General features: G+C 47.5%; 16 protein-coding genes. 6 read left to right on the plus strand and 10 right to left on the minus strand.

What is annotated here, in order from left to right; all coding sequences use genetic code 11:
- Nucleotides 1-9: 9 nt before the first annotated feature.
- Complete coding sequence (locus ACFQRK_RS20865; protein ID WP_379010105.1) at nt 10-1296, minus strand: TolC family protein; 1287 nt, start codon at nt 1294-1296, stop codon at nt 10-12.
- A 146-nt stretch (nt 1297-1442) separates the two neighbouring features.
- Between ACFQRK_RS20865 and ACFQRK_RS20870 the strand changes: the two genes are divergently transcribed.
- Complete coding sequence (locus ACFQRK_RS20870; RefSeq protein ID WP_379010107.1) at nt 1443-2048, plus strand: polysaccharide deacetylase family protein; 606 nt, start codon at nt 1443-1445, stop codon at nt 2046-2048.
- A gap of 11 nt (nt 2049-2059) precedes the next feature.
- Here the strand turns inward: ACFQRK_RS20870 and ACFQRK_RS20875 are convergent, their stop codons facing one another.
- The 4 genes from ACFQRK_RS20875 to ACFQRK_RS20890 form a co-directional block, all read right to left on the minus strand.
- A complete protein-coding gene (locus ACFQRK_RS20875) occupies nt 2060-2845 on the minus strand; it encodes a DUF4249 domain-containing protein (RefSeq protein ID WP_379010108.1) in 786 nt (261 codons plus the stop codon).
- 2 nt (nt 2846-2847) lie between these two features.
- A complete protein-coding gene (locus ACFQRK_RS20880; protein WP_379010109.1) occupies nt 2848-5187 on the minus strand; it encodes a carboxypeptidase-like regulatory domain-containing protein in 2340 nt (779 codons plus the stop codon).
- A 69-nt stretch (nt 5188-5256) separates the two neighbouring features.
- Nucleotides 5257-7158, minus strand: coding sequence for a DUF3857 domain-containing transglutaminase family protein (locus ACFQRK_RS20885; RefSeq protein WP_379010111.1), 1902 nt, complete (start codon nt 7156-7158; stop codon nt 5257-5259).
- Nucleotides 7159-9162, minus strand: a complete 2004-nt coding sequence (locus ACFQRK_RS20890; protein ID WP_379010113.1) for a DUF3857 domain-containing protein — start codon at nt 9160-9162, stop codon at nt 7159-7161.
- Nucleotides 9163-9361: 199 nt separating this feature from the next.
- Between ACFQRK_RS20890 and ACFQRK_RS20895 the strand changes: the two genes are divergently transcribed.
- Nucleotides 9362-10102 carry a DUF1080 domain-containing protein gene (locus tag ACFQRK_RS20895; RefSeq protein ID WP_379010114.1) on the plus strand — a complete coding sequence of 247 codons (741 nt, stop codon included), beginning with the start codon at nt 9362-9364 and terminating at the stop codon, nt 10100-10102.
- Between the two features lie 82 nt (nt 10103-10184).
- On the opposite strand, the gene ACFQRK_RS20900 is transcribed toward ACFQRK_RS20895, so the two are convergent.
- Genes ACFQRK_RS20900 through ACFQRK_RS20915 form a run of 4 tightly spaced genes read right to left on the minus strand, consistent with a single transcriptional unit; the run spans nt 10185 to nt 15388 of the window.
- On the minus strand, nt 10185-11978 hold the full coding sequence (locus tag ACFQRK_RS20900) for a chloride channel protein (protein WP_379010116.1): 1794 nt from the start codon (nt 11976-11978) through the stop codon (nt 10185-10187).
- A 1-nt stretch (nt 11979) separates the two neighbouring features.
- Entirely contained in the window at nt 11980-12918 is a 939-nt protein-coding gene (locus tag ACFQRK_RS20905) for a LysR substrate-binding domain-containing protein (RefSeq protein WP_379010118.1), read from the minus strand.
- A 51-nt stretch (nt 12919-12969) separates the two neighbouring features.
- The gene (locus ACFQRK_RS20910) at nt 12970-13953 is read right to left on the minus strand and encodes a pseudouridine-5'-phosphate glycosidase (RefSeq protein WP_379010119.1); all 984 of its coding nucleotides are present in this window, start codon (nt 13951-13953) and stop codon (nt 12970-12972) included.
- Complete coding sequence (locus ACFQRK_RS20915) at nt 13898-15388, minus strand: succinate CoA transferase (protein ID WP_379010120.1); 1491 nt, start codon at nt 15386-15388, stop codon at nt 13898-13900. The genes ACFQRK_RS20910 and ACFQRK_RS20915 overlap by 56 nt, the downstream gene beginning before the upstream one ends.
- A 176-nt stretch (nt 15389-15564) precedes the next feature.
- Between ACFQRK_RS20915 and ACFQRK_RS20920 the strand changes: the two genes are divergently transcribed.
- Both ACFQRK_RS20920 and ACFQRK_RS20925 read left to right on the plus strand, forming a co-directional pair.
- Nucleotides 15565-16377, plus strand: a complete 813-nt coding sequence (locus ACFQRK_RS20920) for an AraC family transcriptional regulator (protein WP_379010122.1) — start codon at nt 15565-15567, stop codon at nt 16375-16377.
- A gap of 32 nt (nt 16378-16409) precedes the next feature.
- A complete protein-coding gene (locus ACFQRK_RS20925; protein WP_379010123.1) occupies nt 16410-17270 on the plus strand; it encodes a DUF1080 domain-containing protein in 861 nt (286 codons plus the stop codon).
- Between the two features lie 73 nt (nt 17271-17343).
- Here the strand turns inward: ACFQRK_RS20925 and rpsT are convergent, their stop codons facing one another.
- A complete protein-coding gene (gene rpsT / locus ACFQRK_RS20930; RefSeq protein WP_379010124.1) occupies nt 17344-17598 on the minus strand; it encodes a 30S ribosomal protein S20 in 255 nt (84 codons plus the stop codon).
- Nucleotides 17599-17702: 104 nt separating this feature from the next.
- Between rpsT and ACFQRK_RS20935 the strand changes: the two genes are divergently transcribed.
- On the plus strand, nt 17703-18245 hold the full coding sequence (locus ACFQRK_RS20935; RefSeq protein WP_379010125.1) for an RNA methyltransferase: 543 nt from the start codon (nt 17703-17705) through the stop codon (nt 18243-18245).
- 253 nt (nt 18246-18498) lie between these two features.
- Entirely contained in the window at nt 18499-19377 is an 879-nt protein-coding gene (sucD, locus tag ACFQRK_RS20940) for a succinate--CoA ligase subunit alpha (RefSeq protein ID WP_379010126.1), read from the plus strand.
- Nucleotides 19378-19429: the final 52 nt, after the last annotated feature.

Consider the following 19429-nt stretch of genomic DNA (forward strand, 5'->3'; position numbering starts at 1 on the left):
TGTTATCGCTTAGTTTTCGAAATTGATTTCATTGCCCAGGTAAAAATCTATCACTTTGCTTCTGAACACCAGGTCATATTTGGCCTGAATATGATCAAACTCAGCCTTATTCATCGTCGTTTGTGCGGTAAAAAGCTCAACGGAATTGGCCAAGCCTACCTCATAACGCTGGCTGATAACTTCAAAGGCATCCTTGGCCGATTCAAAAGCCGTCGCCGTGGAGGCATAGCGTTTGCCGGCAGAGCGGAGATCCAATACCGCTTGGTTAACGATCTTATTTAAGTTATTTTTAGCCAACTGTTCATTCGTCAGGGCGTTTTGATAATTAATTTTTGCCTTGTTAACAGCTGTTCTGACCTGAAACCGGTTAAAAATCGGAATGGTAAGCGTCAACCCGATGTATGGGCTTTCGTTATTACGCAATTGATCGCGGAACGATACCCGCCCATATTCAGTCGGTCGACCGTCTGGATCAAATGCGATCGGCTGTGATGCCACGGAAGATACACTGGTTCCGTAGCCGGCTCCGAAATCCAATGTGGGATAATAATTCCCCTTTGCAATGTCGATGTTGCTTTTGGCTACTGCCGTTGCGAAGGTTGCTCCTTCAATATCCGGTTGCACTTTCAACGCCTGCTGATAAACTTCGACGGCTGTGTGGGGCGTTTCGCTCTGCTCGACGTCGGCAACCGCCGGCTTCTCCAACGCAATGTCTTCGGCGGGATCCATTTCCATGAGCTGTTTTAAATTCAACATGGATAACTCAAAGGCATTTTGGGCAGAGGTCACATTCAATTCATCGGTAGCCACTTGGCTTTTCGCCTGGGATAAATCGGCCAGGGTGTTGTTTCCGACCTCATAATTTGCCTCTGCTACTTCCAGTTGCTGTTGGGAAAGCTTCAATTGCTGATTGGCAGCAGTCAACAGATCCTGATTTGTCAACGCTTCCAGATAGGTGGTCGCAACGGATAATACCAGATCGTTTTTTACTTTCTCGACGTTACTTTGATCGGCAGCAAGCTGATTCTTATTCGCAAGAATCTGATTGACACGTTGAAACCCTTGAAAAATCGGGACGTCCGCGGAAGCCCCTGCGTTGGCCGTATTTACCGAGGGCACCAATTGACCTGAGTATTGATCGAAATACCTACCAAAACGCATGTTGCCACCTACTTGTGCGTTTAACGATGGATAAAACTGACTTTTGGCCTGCTTTAAATCTTCTTCTGATAAGGCCGCTTGAAACCGGGCCTGCTTTACCTGGAGGTTATTGTCCAGCGCGTGATAAATAGCCACTTTAATCGGAACCAATTTTTGTGCTGCACTTTGTTTGGGCGATAATAGCATACTGCATAAACACACTATCAAACAGGTAAGGCATGAGAAACTTCTTTTCATTGGCTCCAAAATTGTATCTTTACTTCCTTCTTTTATTAATATCCATGTATACTGTCAAAGTCCCCTTCGTTCTGCGATGGCTCTATCCTACCCTCATATGGCACCGCAGTCGCACCGAAAAACGCATTTTTCTCACCTTTGACGACGGTCCGATACCGGATGTTACACCGTTTATCATAAATACCTTAAATAATTATGGCGTCAAGGCTACGTTCTTCTGTGTGGGCGAAAATATAAAAAAACATCCTGATTTGTTCGATCGGCTTCTGGAAAATGGCCATCAAATCGGCAACCATACCTACAACCACCTCAACGGTTGGAAGACATCGGATGATATTTACCTGCAAAACGTGGACCAATGCGAACAACTGACGGGGACCTCGCTCTTCCGTCCTCCGTATGGTCGTGGCAGACGTTCACAATACGCCAAACTCAATCGTTACCGTATCATCATGTGGGATGTCCTCAGCGGTGATTTCGACCTCAAGCTCCCGCCCGAAAAATGCCTGAGCAATGTGTTGAAATATACGCAAAACGGATCAATCATTGTGTTTCACGATAACATCAAAGCGATTCCCCGTGTTACGTATGCGCTGCCACGCGCCATTGAACATTGGTTGGCTGAGGGGTATGAATTTGGGGTGCTGTAGGGGTCCAATTTTTATTGAACCGTTATCATATACTCCGCGACGGCCTGTGCGCTGAAATATCCCAAAGCTCCTTTGCCAAAAACGGAAGGCGGGTTAGCCGGAGCGGCGGTGCCCGGGTTGTTGGACTGCACGACATTCCAGAAATCGAACGTCGCTTTATCCGTGCATTGCATCCAGATGGATACGACATCACCGGTAACCAAGTCCGTTTCGAAGTCGGTCACATCCTCACTCACATATTTACCGTCGTTAAATTTGTCGTTTGTAACCCGAACCACTTTAAGCGGCGCTCCATTTACACTCCACAAATAGCGATAGTAATTCGGCACACCACCCGGGTCCTGGTATTTGACGCTAATAAATTTTTGCTCCTCATTGAAGATGTTTCGGACGCCCGTCCCAACCGAATCCGGCAATACGGAGCTTGGCATACGCGAAGTTGCCTTAAATTCCTGCCCATCGACGCGTACCCGTAGCTCATACAGGTGTCCGGTTTCTCCCTTGAACCTGCTACGGTATTTTCCGGGGGTCTGCTCAATCAATTCGAATGACCCGCCGCTTTCATCCGACACCGTGACCTCCGCGCCAGATACCGGATCAAACGCATTATCGGCACTGAAGGCAACGGTGCGACTGATGGTCACCTGTTGGTCTTCCAGTCGGTTACTTACTTCTCCGACGATTACCAGTTGAGGCTTGGCATCCTTCAGATCTATGTCAATAACATCCTCACATCCCATCCCCAGAAGCAGCATCGACGCCCCGATTAGATAGCTATATGGATTCCACTTGTTCATTGTTAAAACTTAAAATTCCACGTAATCGACGGGATAATCCCAAACAACGCGATTTGATAGGCCTCGGTGGCATTCGGATTGCCCTCCTTCTCCCTGAAGTCAATGATAAACGCGTTTTTCCGGTTGTATACATTATAAATTCCAAATGTCCAACTGGACTTAAAACGTTTCGATGCCGCCGCTTCCCAGGTAGCGCCCAAATCCAGCCTGTGGTAATCGGGCATCCGGTAACCATTCCGTTCGGTATAATACCAAAGGGTGCGGCCATCCACCGTGTATTTACCACTGGGGAACGTCACTGCATTGCCCGTACTGTATACAAAAGTGGCCGAAAAATTCCACCGGGGCGACAGTTGATACATGCCGACAACCGATGCATCATGCGTTCGGTCTTGACGTGCGGCAAACCAGTTTCCCTCATTAATACCTGCAAACCGTCGTTCGCTACGGGATAGCGCATAGCTTATCCATCCATTCAACCGCCCTTCACGCCTTTTCAAAAATACCTCCAGACCGTAAGCCCTACCTGTACCGAACAGGAGTTCGGCTTCAATATGCTCATTCGCCTGCAAATCCGCTCCGTTGCGATAGTCGATCTGGTTTTGCATGTATTTATAATACGACTCCACCGAAAATTCATACCGGTCATCGCCAAAATTCTGGTAATAACCCAGTGCAGCCTGATCCGCAATTTGAGGCTTGATATTGTTACTGCTCATTACCCATGCATCCGTCGGCAGACTGGAAGTGGAGTTGGACAATTGGTGCAGATGCTGCGTGTTCCGATTGTACGAAAGCTTGACACTGTTGTTTCCCTGCAACTGGTAACTCAACGATAAACGAGGCTCTAGATTCAGATAACGTTGTACCACGTCTCCCCGTTGGTATTCGGTTCCCTCCACAACATCCCCGTCGTCGTCGTACGTATAGAACATACCCGGACCAAATAGCAGAAAATTATTCAGGCGGAGCCCATAAATCAAGCTCAATCGGTCGGTTGGCTTCCATTCGTGCGAAAGATAGGCCGCCAGTTCCAACCCCTTTCGATCTTCCAAGCGCAAGCTGTTTACCGCCGTATTTTCGTCGGCGTCTATATTTGCCGGCGAAATACCCTGTTGCAGCAGGTTTACGCCAAAACGCCATGTGCTCTTGCTGGATGAAAAAAGCTGAAAGTCCTGTTTTAAATTGTAATTCTGTATACGGGAGGCAATGACAAAATTGAAGTCATCGTTTTCGATATTGACGTTGTAATTGAAATTGCTATACACAAACGTGGTGTTGGAAAACAACCGGTTGTTCAATACGTGATTCCAGCGGAGCGTTCCCGTCGCGTTGCCCCAATCGAAACCAAAAAGATTGGCATACCCCAACACATCCCTCCCAAAATAACCCGAAAGAAACACGGTATTCTTCTCGTCAAATCGGTAGTTCGCTTTGGCATTCAAGTCATAGAAATAAAGCCGGCTATTATTGACATCTTCGTCGTTCGAAAGCTTCAGAAACAGGTCGGCATACGTCCGGCGTCCACTGATCATAAACGATCCCCGGTCTTTCACAATCGGCCCATCCACTTTCAGGCGCGACGCAATCAAGCCGACGCCACCCTCTGCCCCGAAGCTCTTCTTATTGCCATCCAGCATGGTAATATCCAATACCGAAGCAATCCTTCCGCCATATTGAGCCGGCATCCCGCCTTTATACAAGTTCACTTCTTTGATTGCATCGGAATTGAACGTGGAGAAAAAGCCAAAAAGATGAGAGGCATTATACACCATTGCTTCATCCAATAAAATCAGATTCTGGTCGCCGGTTCCACCCCGTACGTAGAAACTACTGCTACCCTCGCCGCCGGAAAGAACTCCTGGCAGCAACTGAATGGTTTTCAGTACGTCTTTCTCGCCCATCAACACAGGTACATGCTTAATTTCGTTCACGTCGACCCGAGCGACTCCCATCTGCGGACTACGCACGTTTTCCCGATGTGAAGATTGACTAATCACCACCTCTTCCAACAATTCACCACTACTGAGATCAATTTCAACGGTTATGTCTCCTGTCAGGTTCACCGGCATCTCCTGCTCCTGATACCCTACGTGCGAAATGACCAATACCTGAGGCTCTCCGGGTATTTTAAGCGAAAAAAAACCATAATTATTGGTTCGCGTACCAATGGCAGGTTGTCCCTTCAGCCGAATACTCGCACCGATAAGCGTTTCGCCGGTTCCGGCATCACGAACGTGGCCACTTATTGTATAAGAAGCCTGGCAAAATACAAAAAAGGGAAAGGCGGCAAGTGTTGTAATAACGATAAAACAGTACCTGCAAAATCGAGTAAGCGACATGCCTACAATATTACATGCTTTATGCCAATTAACCGCCGGTAAAAAGAGATTTCTTGGCGATTCGACTGCCTAGAGCGATTTCACCAACACAACCTTCTGTTTATCAGACTGATAAACCTTTTTACAAAAGGTTACGAAATCGTTATACTTTTCAGGGGGATAACGTTTACCGTTCATGACCTGTGTACGCCGATACACAATGTCTCCTGCTTCCACTACATACTTCGCGGTATAGGTACCGAACTCGGATTCTAATTCGACATCCTCGGGCAAGTACTCCGCGGCATAACCATCCGGCAAGTGATACCTGATCTCGTCTTCATCCAAGTAGTCGAACGCGACTGCGAAATGGGTTTTTCTGTCTGCAACCTGAGCCGGCACCGTTTCCCTCCTGTTCAACAGGTTAGCGGTAAGGAATACGCGGTCACCACCCCTGCTGAGCAACTGCTTGCTGGACACCTGTATCGTTTCCGTGAGCTCGGGCCTCGATGGATCGGGTTGCAAATAGGAATAATTGACGAGCTCCATGCCGGGGATTCCCAGATTTTCCTGAATACTTTTCCGCTGTTCGATGGGCTCTTGCAGAAGCACCCCTAAGTAATCTTCGAACTGCGCATGGCCATAGGAGGTGGTAATGTTGACGCTGGCCACCAGATCACCATCAAAGTTCACCTCCGCCGTACGTTTCAGGTAATTATCGCTGGCACCATACCGGGGGGTAGCGATCAGCTTTCCACCGTCTGCACCGACCATCAGTGCCGTTCGGTTGGCATTGCTGCCGCCGACGAACCCCATGGGATAGTGCTGGCTCGTACATTCGAGGAAGGTCGTATCTCCAGCCCCGGGAATGCACAAAATCATGTGATTTGCCTGCCCAAAACTCGCATAGGCGGCATTAAGGCTCGGCATGCCGCTTCCGATAACCACCAGATTGGAAGCTATTCCCGCTTCGTTAAGCAAGGCCTTCATAAAGTTCGAAAGCGCCTTGCAATCGCCGTAATTTACTTGTGCAACTTTATCGGCATTCACGGGTTTAAATCCGCCGATACCGAGCTGTACGCTTACGTAGCGTGTATGTTGTTGAAGATAGTCGTACAGAATCTTTATTTTTTCAGGATTCGTTGTGGCCCCCTTGAGAAGATCCGCTACCTGACTTTTTATCGCACCATTGAGCACGCTTTCGCCGTCGGCAAGCGCATACAACCACTTACCAAGCTCATTCCAGTTCTTTACACTTCCACGTGTGCCATCGTATTCAAAATCCGTAGGTGAAGCAGAGACCCAAGGCACCAGATCACCCAGTCCGACACTGTAAGGTTCGTGTACGACCGCCGGTACATTGCTGCATGTCCATCGATATTGGGTTTTGCCCCCCACCGTTGCAGAATCTGTCCGAAGCCCATTGCTTGTCATTTTTTTTAGTTCATAAGAAGTCGGGCATTGGACGACATACGTAGACTGTTCCACGGCAATTCCGAAGGTTGGGACAGGTCGCCACGATGGAATTGAAAGGAACCCCTTAAATTCTTTGGTATAACTGTACTCAACCGTATACGGATAAGAAGTATGGGAGAAAGTGAGGTATTTTAACCGGTTGTCTTCATACATTGAAAAGTCAGATATCAAACTCCGGTCCTTAATGTCCGTTTTCTTGTAGTCCTTGATTTTTTTTCCCGAAGCATCGTACAATGCTCCGCGGATATCCGAAATATTCGAAAATCGGTCATAGACCTCCGCCATTTCGGCGTAGCGATCGCCGGCTTTATTCAAAATCGTAATGGCAATGCGATACGTTAGATGTGCCTTTGTCGCGCTGCTAATATCAAACGCCTGTTCCTCCGTCCGGACAACGGCAACGGCGTCTTCCTTCAGTCCGGCCGGAATGCGATCGGCATCGTAGTCGGACTGTCCCTTTGTTAGGACGGTGGACAGCAGAATAAAGGGAAAAAGCAATGTAAGTTTCCTGGCCATTTAGTTCTTTTTAAATACGATCTGCTCCGCTTGTCGTTCAACGATAATTTTAAATAATTCCTTTAGTTCGAAATACTCCTCTGCGGTATATACTCCCTTTTTCAAGTCAATCACACTGGTCACCAGCAACGCCTTACCCTCTGACAGGTAAGATATCTTAAAGCTTGCGCGATCTTCAGGAAGTTTGTAGAGGATACTCTTTGGAAGTTTATCGACGACGTAACTATCCGGAAATTTCAACATAATTTTAAAATATTCCTTTGTTGGAAAGCCAAAATCAACCGGAAAATTACGCGTATCGTGTTTAAATGGGTTTTCTTTTGTCCGTTCATAAAGCAATGGCGAGAAATACACCAAATTACCGGCCGTTTCTACATTATCCAGAATCACAACATCCAATTTTTCCACCAGTGCGTCCTCGACCGAATCCATGTTCACGGCCTCATACTGATTGACCTCAAGCCCTGCTCTCTTTTCTTTATAATCCTTTAGGTATTCAGACTCGGTACCTTTCGAGCGATATTGGGTTCGTCTCATTAACCCGTTGTAACCTTTGTGGGATTCCTGGATAGTCCCGGTCAGTGTATGGTCCTCGCCGAGTGTAAAATTGTAAAAATAACTGGATTCGCCCGGGGTCTCCGTCTCTGTCGATATCCATTGCCCTTCTAATTTATCCATGTCGAAAAGGAAACCCTGATGGGAAAGGTTCTGGAAGGATAGCATGTTTACGGGCATCAACGGTTCACATGCATCCAATAGCAAGGTAGTACTGTTTACAACCGTGAGTACGACTACGTTATTAAACTTGGATATCACTGGATAACCCGGGTGCATTCCGTTTTCACGGGTGCTTACCAATACGGGATAAGCCGCGAATCCAGCAGCTTTTAACAAGCAGATTAATGCTAAGTTAATATCGGACGAATTTCCAACTCGCTTTTCAAACAGCGTCTTCGGACTTGGGTGTTCGGTATATAAGCTATATTCATCGTCCCACTTGACATTATCCCGGACGTATCGATAAATCTGCCCGATTCGTGCGATACTGTCTGCACCATCGAGCGGCACATTCTCCAGCAATGCCTTTGCGTGTGCCTTTTTGTTTAGATATTGTCCAAAGTTCTTATCCTCCATCAGGCCGGCGATTATCTTAGGCCACGTACCGGTGTAATCCTTAAAGGATTCGTTCGGGAAATTAGTTCCCTGTAATTCGAAGTCAATCTTCGACCGGTAATCGTTTAACGTGGTTACAAACGGCTCATCCTTCAACGCCGGCACATTTTGCGCGACCCATTTTGTGTACTGTGCCTTGGATGCCAGCCCGGGGATGTAATTCGCCGTCTCCGCTTTGCTGACGGCGCGCTCAACCGGCCAATAACCGGTCATGTTGACCTTGTAGCGAAAATATTCCGGAATGCGGACATTATATTCAGACCAAAGTGTTGGGATATCACTCTGGAATGCCCAGCCACGCAGATTAAAAATAAAATCTGACTCGATGGTATACCTGAACTCGATAATAGATCCCTCTTTTACGTTCGGCAAGGCGTATTTCTTGATGGTATAATTTTTATCCAACGCTTCGGTAAACTTGGCATCCTTATCCAACTTGCTCTCTATAATTTCGCCCGCTTCCAGATTGTAAGTAGCCGCGCTCATCGATACGATATTTTCTTTCGCAGTGTTAGACGACCGATATAGCGGGATATCTAAATTGGCCAAATCATACCCACTTTTTGTTAAAATCTTGTACCTGACGTGGCGCCTGAACACGTAAGTGAATCCCCGTGTGTCGGAAATTTTAAAATCGCATCGTCCGACATCAAAGATCCGCAACGCTGCCGCGGCTGTATCCGCACCGGAAGCCGTTAAGGCAAATTCTTCCTTTGGCACTTTCCCAAACTCAAACTCCCGATCAGGTATTTCAGCCGATTGAGCCGCGCATAGTACGGGTATAAGGGAGCATACGGCGATCATATGCAATTTTCGAAACAGTTCAGACATAGGTTAAGTAGTTAAGTCAACGTTTAGGTTATCAATTCATTAGTTAGTTTTAAATATCTGACAATAATAAGAAAACTTTTAAAAAAAACCATGCTCCCGATTTTCGCAAAAATAAACCGCCAAAATATGCGTTTTTGAAAATAAGTTTGTAGTATTGAAACCGAACAAACTTGTAAATCAAACATCTCAGAATTCAAACATGAAAAATTTCAAAAAAACGTTATCAGTAGCTTTGACAGCCGCTGTCATGGCTGCATGCGGATCCGGCCAAAAAGCGGACGGGGGACAGGATACGACGGCTACCGAAACTGCTTCGGAGAACGACGGTTGGGTATCCTTATTTGACGGACAAACCACCAACGGTTGGCACACATACCTGCGGGATACCGTATCCCAAGCGTGGACAGTCAAAGACGGCGCGTTGACTTTCAATCCCGACGTGCCTCGTGAACAACGGGGTGATATCGTTACCGATGGCGAATATGAAAATTACGAGCTTGAACTGGAATGGCAGATATCGTCCGGTGGGAACAGCGGAATTATCTTCGGTGTCCACGAAGACCCTAAATTTAGCGCAACTTACCAAACCGGCATCGAGATGCAGGTATTAGACAACATCGATGCGGGCGACAACAAAATCGAAAACCACCTGGCCGGTTCGCTTTATGACATGATTGGCAGTAAGGAAGTATCCAAACCCAAGCCCGTCGGCGAATGGAATCAAGCGCGCATTCGTAAAAACAACGGACAGATTACCTTATGGCTAAATGGCGTACAAACCGCGGATGTCACCATCGGGACCCCTGAATGGGAACAGGTGCTGAATGCCAGCAAGTTTAAAGATTGGGAAGGCTTTGCCAAATATCCCAAGGGAAAAATAGCACTGCAGGATCACGGAAATGTCGTTGCCTATCGCAACATCCGCATCAAAGAACTGTAGTCATGATGGGTGGTTAAGGTGAACGGTTAATTGCCAATGCAAGCAGACGCCCAATTGGCAATTAACCTTGACCGCCCCCCGATTATTCGAGATAGGTCGCCTGGCGCATCAGCAATGCGCGATACTTATTGAATACTGCGGATTTGGAGACAAATCCCATATAGTTACCTTCAGCGTCTACCACAGGCAGAATCCAGATATCTTCCCGGTTCATTTTCTGCATCACAGCTTCCATATTGGCATCCATCTGTATAATATCCGCGGGCTTTTCAGCCAGCTCGCGCATGGTGTAATCTTTTTTTTCCGGATTTTCTCCCAGCAAAATTTCAAAAAGTCGTTCACTGTAAATAATACCCAGTAACTTACCTTCCGGATCGACCACAGGAAAAATATTACGTTTGGTATGGATAATGTCATATCGGCGGTCCGCGGGCCGTTCATCCGGACGGAGTATGGTAAAGTTTCGTTCCAACACATATCGCAATTTCATCATGCTCAATACGGTACGGTCCTTATCCTCGTGGGTAAGCAAATCTCCCTGTTCAGCTAGCACCTTGGTATAGATGGAGTACTTCAATATCGTTCGGTTGATCAGATAGGAAATCGCCGTGACCAGCATCAGGGGCACCATCAATGCATATCCACCGGTAATCTCTGCAATGAGGAAAATACCGGTCAAAGGTGCGTGCATAATCCCACTGAGTGCGCCCGCCATACCGGCGACTACAAAATTTGCGACATTCAAGTCGATCAATCCTGTGAGGTTTATCCCATAGGAAAATGCGAACCCCAATAGCCCGCCCATCACCAGGCTCGGTCCGAACACGCCGCCGTTGCCCCCACTGTTGAGTGTAATCAGCGAAGCGAGCGACTTGGCGAATACCGTAACCAGCGCATATACCATCACCAAGCCTCCCAAGTGCCGATAGTCGGCAAAAATGCTGTTTGCCAGCAGGGAATCGGTCCGCCCGTCAAGAATCTGTTGGATGGCAATATACCCTTCGCCATAGAGTGACGGAAATAAAAAAATCAGCAGTCCAAGGCTCAGGCCGCTTACCCATACCTTTTGGTAAGGGTTTTTAATTCTGGCAAACGCACTTTTCACCCAAACGCTGACTTTAGCGAAGTAAATAGAAAAAAGTCCGATCAGAACGGCTAACAGGAGGTAGAAAAACAACGCCTGAAATTCCCAGTCGTCCGTAACCAAGTGAAAGAGCGGTTCACTGTAGATCAGTTTAGAGACGACGGAGGCCGTCGCGGCGGCCATCAACAAGGGGATGAACGCCGGGATGGAAAACTCCGGCAGGAGAATCTCGATAGCGAAGATCATTCCGGCTACGGGACTATTAAATGCTCCGGCTATGCCCGCAGCGGCTCCGCAGGCCAGGAGCATGGTTACTTCACGGTAATTTAGGCCGAAAAAACGCCCCACATTAGCACCGATAGCAGATCCGCTATAGGCGATCGGCGCCTCCAATCCGGCAGACCCGCCAAAACCCACCGTCAGTGCACTCGTAATAATTTGCGAATACACATTATGAACCTGAATACGACTGGATTTGCGCGAAATTGCATAGATAATAGGCGTCATTCCGTGTTCGAATGTCCCCTTTTTGATAAACCGGCGTATATAAAGCACGCTCAGCAAAATACCGATAAGTGGAAAAAACAGATAAAGGTAAATTTTATATTGCCATTGCAGGTCGTCCTGCAAAAAGGCCGCTATGGAATGCGTAAGCCCCTTAAGGGCCGCAGCTGCCAGTCCGCCCACCACCCCTACCACAACAGCTAGCAGCACCATAAAATTGCGGTTAGAGATTTTCTGCATCCGCCATTGGTTGAGCCGGTGAATGATATGCCGTTGCTGCCTTTTCATGTCAATCAAATCCCACTACATCTTTCTTCTTCCTTGATTTAAAACGCTTTGGGACAGATTCCCGTATTTCTTTCTCCAGTGCATCTATCGCTGCCTTTTTCAAGAAGTTATGGGTGGTCACCAAACTGATTTCCCGCACCGGTTCGGGTGCCCTGAAGTAGCGGACACGAGCCAACTGGTCTTCGTCGAAATCTTCTATGCTCAACTCCGGCAGAATGGTAGTTCCAGCGTTACTATCGACCATCCGTTTCAACGTTTCCACACTGCCTGTGTTGTATTCAAAGGTGCCTTCAGGCTCCATGTTTCGCTTTCGCTGGCAAATGTTCAAGACCTGACCGCGCATGCAATGTCCTTCCGTTAGGAGCCACAGTTTATCACCCAATACGTCGTCGGAAGTCACTTCTTTCTTGGCAATCATGGAGCTTTCGGAAGACACATAGGCGACAAATGGCTCATAGAACATTGGCCGCTCAACCAAGGCCGCATCGTAAACCGGGGTCGATAATATTCCGCAATCCAGCAATCCCGCTTTCAATTCACGGATAATGATCTCCGTGGTGTATTCCCAAATCTGCAATTGCAACTTCGGAAATCGCTGCATAAATTTCCCCAGCACTTTGGGCAACAAGTACGGCGCAATGGTGGGAATCACGCCAACGCGAAATTCACCTTCCAATTCACCCTTTTTCAATTGCACAAGCTCATTGATTTTCCGGCTTTCTGTAAGCACCACACGAGCTTGTTTGATAATTTCAACCCCTACGTCTGTTGGGACAATCGGCTGCCGGCTGCGATCAAAAATACGCGCGCCGATAGACTCTTCCAGCTTTTGGATTTGCATACTCAACGTTGGTTGGGTCACAAAACATTTCTCAGCGGCCGCGACAAAACTGCGATACGTGTCAACCGCTATAATATATTCCAATTGTGTAAGGGTCATAGTATGAGAAATCTGTACAAAGATAGAAAGTAAAAGTAAGGGGGCAAATGATCAGTACGCGGCCACAAGTGCTTTGGCCAGCTGGGCGCCCAGTTTGGCGTTGTTATATACCAACTGGATATTGGCCATCAGGCTAGCGTCGCCGGTAAAGTCTTTGATTTTACCGAGCAGAAAGGGGGTTGCTTCCTTTCCTGCAATGCCTCGTGCATTCATTTCGTCAAGTGCTTGAAGAATTGTCCGGTTGATCAGCTCGGAATCCATGGCATCCTTTTCCGGAATCGGATTGGCGACCACCACTCCGCCGGCCAATCCCAAATCCCACTTCGTCTTCAAGGCGTTGGCGAGTTCATCAACTGAATCAACGCGGTAATCCACGTTAAACCCACTTTTCCGGGTATAAAATGCCGGAAGTTCATCCGTTTGATAGCCAATAACGGGGACACCCTTTGTTTCGAGGTATTCCAGGGTGAGTCCGATATCCAGCATTGACTTAATACCTGCGCAGACGACAGCGACGTCCGTCCGGGCTAATTCTTCAAGATCGGCGGATATATCAAAGGTTTGAGAAGCCCCCCTGTGCACACCCCCGATCCCTCCTGTCACGAATACGCGTATTCCTGCCATTGCGGCAATAATCATCGTTGCAGCAACCGTCGTTGCCCCATGCCCCTTTTTTGCCAATACAAACGGAATATCACGCCGAGAGGCTTTTACTACACCGGATGCCTTGCCAAGTTCGAAAATTTCCGCTTCGGTGAGCCCTACCTTCAATTTTCCGTTCCATATCGCTATGGTAGCGGGTTCCGCACCTTCTTCCCGGATGATTTGCTCCACACGCAGCGCAGTCTCAACATTTCTCGGATAGGGCATACCATGGGATATAATGGTCGACTCGAGGGCGACAACCGGTCTACCCTTTCGGAGTGCATCCGCCACGGCAGGTTTTATTTCCAGATAATCGTGTAATATACGCATCGCTTCATTCCATGCTTCCCGTTTCCCGAAACCGGGTGTGCCAACCAAATGCCTCTTCAAGAATGTGCGGCGTATGTCCGCCGCGCAACCGGCATGCCCGGTCAAAATAGGACTGCAATGCTTCCCGGTAATTGGGATGCACACAATTGCGGATAATATGAACTGCCCGCTCGCGGGGAGCAAGTCCCCGCAGATCTGCCAGTCCGATGTCTGTCACGAGGATGTCGACATCGTGCTCGGTATGGTCTACGTGGGAGACCATCGGCAACACGTGAGATATCCGGTTATCCTTAGAGGCAGCCTGGGTAACAAATATACTTAAGTAAGCATTACGCGCAAAGTCGCCCGAGCCACCGATACCGTTCATAATGTTGGTACCGCCGATGTGGGTGGAATTCACATTGCCATAGATATCGAATTCGATGGCTGTATTAATAGCGATAACCCCAAGCCGCCGGATGAGGCCGGGTGTGTTGCTAATGTTTTGAGGCCTTAATACAACCTTGTCTTTGTATTTTTGAAGGCTACCGAACACCCGGTCGTAGTATGCCGCGGAAACGGTGATAGATGAAGCAGACGCAAAACTCATTTTACCACTGTCTAGCAGATCAAAGGCACTGTCCTGCAACACCTCCGAAAACATGCGAAGGTCATAGAAATTACTATCCTTGAAACCGGATAACACCGCATTGGCAACTTTGCCAATCCCTGCTTGTAAAGGCAGCAGTCTATCAGTGAGGTGGCCTTTTTTCACCTCGCTTTCAAAAAATTCCAGTAAATGTCCCGCAATGGCAATGGTTTTTGCGTCCGGTGGTGCAATATCAGCCGGACTATCCTGAATATCGGTAAATACGATAGCCTCGATTTTATTGATATCGAGTGGAATAGACCTACGGCCAATCCGGTTTTCAGGCGCCACAATCGGGATGACATTGCGGTAGGGATAATTCTCCGGCTGAAAGATATCATGCAAGCCGTAAATAGATTCCGGAACTCGCGTATTAATCTCGATAATAACTTTTTTTGCCAACGCAGCAAAAGTTACCGAATTCCCTACAGAAGTAGTAGGCACAATACTGCCGTCGGCTTCGATAAACGCCGCTTCGATCACCGCAATATCCACCGGGGGAAGGCAATGGTTATGCAGCAGTTCGGCGCTTTCGCTGAGGTGCTGGTCTACAAATAATACCTCGCCCCGATTAATTGCATCCCGGAGCACGCGATCAACCTGGAAGGGCATTCGCTTTGCCAAGGCACCGGCCCGGGTTAATTTCGCGTCTGTATCGTGTCCCAACGACGCACCGGTCATGAGGGTAATTTGCAAATTCTCCTTTTCCGCCCGTTTGGCAAAAGCATCCAGCACGGCTTTGCTATCGCCAGCTTTGGTAAATCCACTCGACCCCACCACCATGCCCTGGCTAAATAATTGTGCGGCCTGCTCAGCAGTGGTTACCTTATCAATTAATTGCGTTGCCCTGATTCTATCGTACGACATAGCGAAGAATTTTACATCAGCTAATCCACTAAGCTGAAATACAATATTAGTTGTTATAGCCGGCTTAATCTTATCACATTAGGTCACAAATTTATCCATTTTAGACAATTCACCATATTTTCATTATTTTAGCCCACAATTCAGGAGAATATACCGTTTCCCTGCTTTACGAAACAATGGAGCATTACGTAAACCGCTATTACATTACGGAGGTAGACCGATATGTAGATACCATTTACTGCCATCACGCCGTCATGGGTGAGAAATTCATACCGGAGCACGAACATAAAAAGGGCCAATTTCTGTACACCGAAGGTGGTGTCGTCTACCTAAACACCCCCCAGCAGTCGTATTTCCTACCGGCCAGGCATTACATCTGGATCCCCGCAGGCGTCCGGCATAGCATCCATCCGAGTACACCGGAGGTGATCATGCGAAATCTCTATTTTCCGGTATACGAATACGACGATGCATTTTTCACACAAACCGCCATCTATCCGGTTAACGACCTGCTGATGGAACTGATGATGTTTACCAATCGCTGGAATGGAAACATCCGTCCGGAAGAGGAGAGCCGTTATGCGATCGCCAAGGCATTCAAAATGCTGCTACCTGAACTGAGTAAAGGTGCACTGCCACTGGCGTTGCCATATCCGGATGACAGTCGGCTGTTAAAGATTGTCGAATACTTGGACGAGCACGTCTCCGACAGCATCGGTTTCAAACAAATCGCCGATCGCTTCGGTATCAGTGAACGATCGCTCGCCCGGCTTTTCCAACGAGAACTTAATATGTCTTTTATCCAATATTTTACTATTTTGCGGATGTTAAAAGGGTTAAAACTGTTGCTTGACGATAAATTGAGCATAAACGAAGTGGCAGCGAAAGTAGGTTACAGCAGTTTACCCACATTCAGCAATACGTTTACGAAAATTGTGGGTGTACGACCAAGCGAATATGTAAAACACAGAAGTCTTTGGGACCGATAAACTAACCGAATGATAATTCAACTAGAGAATCAATGAAAACAACCCTTATTATCGCCTCAGCGATGATTTTATCAACAACCGCATGCACCAATGCGGGCAAGGAAACCGACACTCCGTTAGAGTGGATCCAGCTCTTCAATGGAAAAGACCTCAACGATTGGACGGTAAAAATCGCCAAACACGAGGTCGGAGACAATTACGCGAACACCTTCCGGGTTGAAGATAGCTTACTCAAGGTCCGCTACGACGGCTATACTGATTTCGATTTTCAGTATGGCCATATCCATTACAACACACCGTATTCTGCCTATCTGCTGCGTGTGGAGTACCGTTTCGTCGACGAACAAGCTCCCGGGGGTGAAGGGTGGGCTTGGCGGAACAGCGGGGCAATGCTACATGGCCAGGATCCAAATACCATGTTAAAGGATCAAGACTTTCCGATATCCATAGAAGGACAACTACTTGGCGGAGACGGAACCAATGAACGGACCACCAGCAACCTATGTACGCCTGGAACCAACGTATTTATGGAAGTAGATGGCGAGCTGTTTACCCCTCATTGCACCAATTCTTCATCAAAAACCTACCATGGCGATCAATGGGTAACTGCCGAGTTTCTTGTATTAGGCGACTCGGTGGTACATCATATTCTGGAAGGTGATACGGTACTTACCTATTATAAACCTCAGATAGGTGGAGGTAACGTATCAAACTATGATCCAGCGATAAAAGTGGATGGCAAACCCCTAAAAAGTGGATATATCTCGCTGCAAAGTGAAAGCCATCCGATCGATTTCCGTCGCGTGGAATTGCTGAATCTCGAACCGTATTGGGAAGACTCTGCAAAATTACAGCAGGTTCTTGGGCAATTGAGGAAGAAACAAGTCAACTAGCTGGTTACAGGTACATTAAAAAAAGCCGCCCTGACTGATCAGAGCGGCTTTTTTTAATGTATCTGTAGTATTATTATGACAAGCTGTTTACGTACTTCGTCAACTTCGATTTGTTGTTGGAAGCCTTGTTTTTGTGAATGACATTCTTCTTGGCCAAGCGATCAAGCATCGAAATCACCCGCGGCAATAACGTCTTTGCTTCTTCGGGATTCGTGGTACCCCTCAATTTTTTAATTGCATTGCGGGTCGTTTTAGCCTGGTAACGGTTCCGCAGGCGCTTCGCAGCGTTCGCGCGGATTCTCTTAAGTGCTGATTTATGATTTGCCATTTATTTAGCTAATTTTTTCTTCAATTTTTCAGTCCGCAAAGATACCACGTTCTTTTTTATATTCAAAATATATTGGAGATATTTTTAACGCGTATCTTTGCCCCATGCAAAAGTTATCCATGGATGAACTCGGGCGACCGTCTGTCGAAACATTCAAAACCCAGCCCAAACTTCCCGTTACGTTGGTGCTTGACAATGTACGGAGCCTGCATAATGTAGGCTCGGCTTTTCGCACATCGGATGCATTTGCCGTTGAACGGATCATTTTATGTGGAATCACCGGCCGCCCCCCTCACCGTGAAATTGAAAAAACCGCGTTAGGGGCTACACACTCGGTAGCTTGGGAACACGTGTCCGACACCCTTGGTGCATTACGGCAACTCCGACAAGACGGATACCGGCTCATCGCTATCGAGCAAGCCAAGCAGAGCCTCTCACTCCAGCAGTTTATACCCACACAGACCGAAAAATACGCATTGATATTCGGAAACGAAGTACACGGTGTGGCCGACCAGGTGATGGAATTTATAGATACATGCATTGAAATCCCCCAATCCGGCACCAAACATTCTTTGAACATCTCCGTATCCATCGGCATTGTGCTATGGGATATCTATGCGAAATGCTACCTTCCCAAAGCAGATTGAACACCTTGTGCATCGCTACCTCGGAAGGTTGAACACCGCTAAAAATAAACTCTTGTGAAAAACTCGCGAAGCGATCTCTTGAACACCGCTAAAAATAAACACTTGTGAAAAACTAGCAAAGCGATCTCTTGAACACCGCTAAAAATAAACTCTTGTGAAAAACTCGCGAAGCGATCTCTTGAACACCGCTGAAAATAAACACTTGTGAAAAAACCCAATTTTACCTAAGTTTGCGGTGCAAAAAATCAGAACCATGAGCGTACTAGTAAATAAAGATTCCAAAGTAATCGTACAAGGTTTTACGGGCAACGAAGGCACCTACCATGCATCACAGATGATCGAGTATGGAACTCAGGTGGTTGGTGGCGTAACCCCCGGTAAAGGAGGCCAGACGCATTTGGATCGCCCGGTATTCAATACGGTGCAGGATGCCGTCGAAAAGACCGGCGCCAATGTATCCATCATCTTCGTTCCCCCTGCATTTGCTGCAGATGCGATCATGGAAGCTGCTGCTGCCGGCATCGAAGTCATCGTCTGCATTACGGAAGGAATTCCTACCAAAGACATGATTCAGGTAAAGTCTTACCTAAGCGATAAAAAATCTCGGCTAATCGGGCCGAACTGCCCAGGCATTATCACAGCAGACGAGGCCAAAATTGGCATCATGCCCGGTTTCATTTTTAAGAAGGGAAAAGTCGGTGTCGTCTCCAAATCAGGAACGCTTACTTACGAAGCGGTGGATCAAACCGTAAAAGCCGGGCTGGGTATCACGACCGCCATTGGCATCGGTGGCGATCCGATTATTGGCACGACCACGAAAGAGGCCGTCGAATTGCTCATGAACGACCCTGAGACAGAAGGAATCATTGTAATCGGGGAAATCGGCGGGGGAATGGAAGCCGAAGCTGCCCGTTGGATCAAAGACCATGGCACAAAACCGGTTGTCGGCTTTATTGCCGGGCAAACCGCTCCTCCGGGACGTCGTATGGGGCACGCAGGAGCTATTGTTGGCGGCGCTGACGATACGGCTGCGGCAAAAATGAAAATCATGCGGGAGTGCGGCATCCGTGTGGTAGAATCTCCTGCAGAGATCGGCAAGGCAATGGCGGAAGAATTGGGTGTCAACGTTTAACAGGGTAATTTTCAATCAGAATATAAAATGGCTTTTAGGCACCTGTTAGGTG

The sequence above is a fragment of the Parapedobacter sp. GCM10030251 genome, assembly GCF_042666505.1.
Lineage (GTDB): Bacteria > Bacteroidota > Bacteroidia > Sphingobacteriales > Sphingobacteriaceae > Parapedobacter.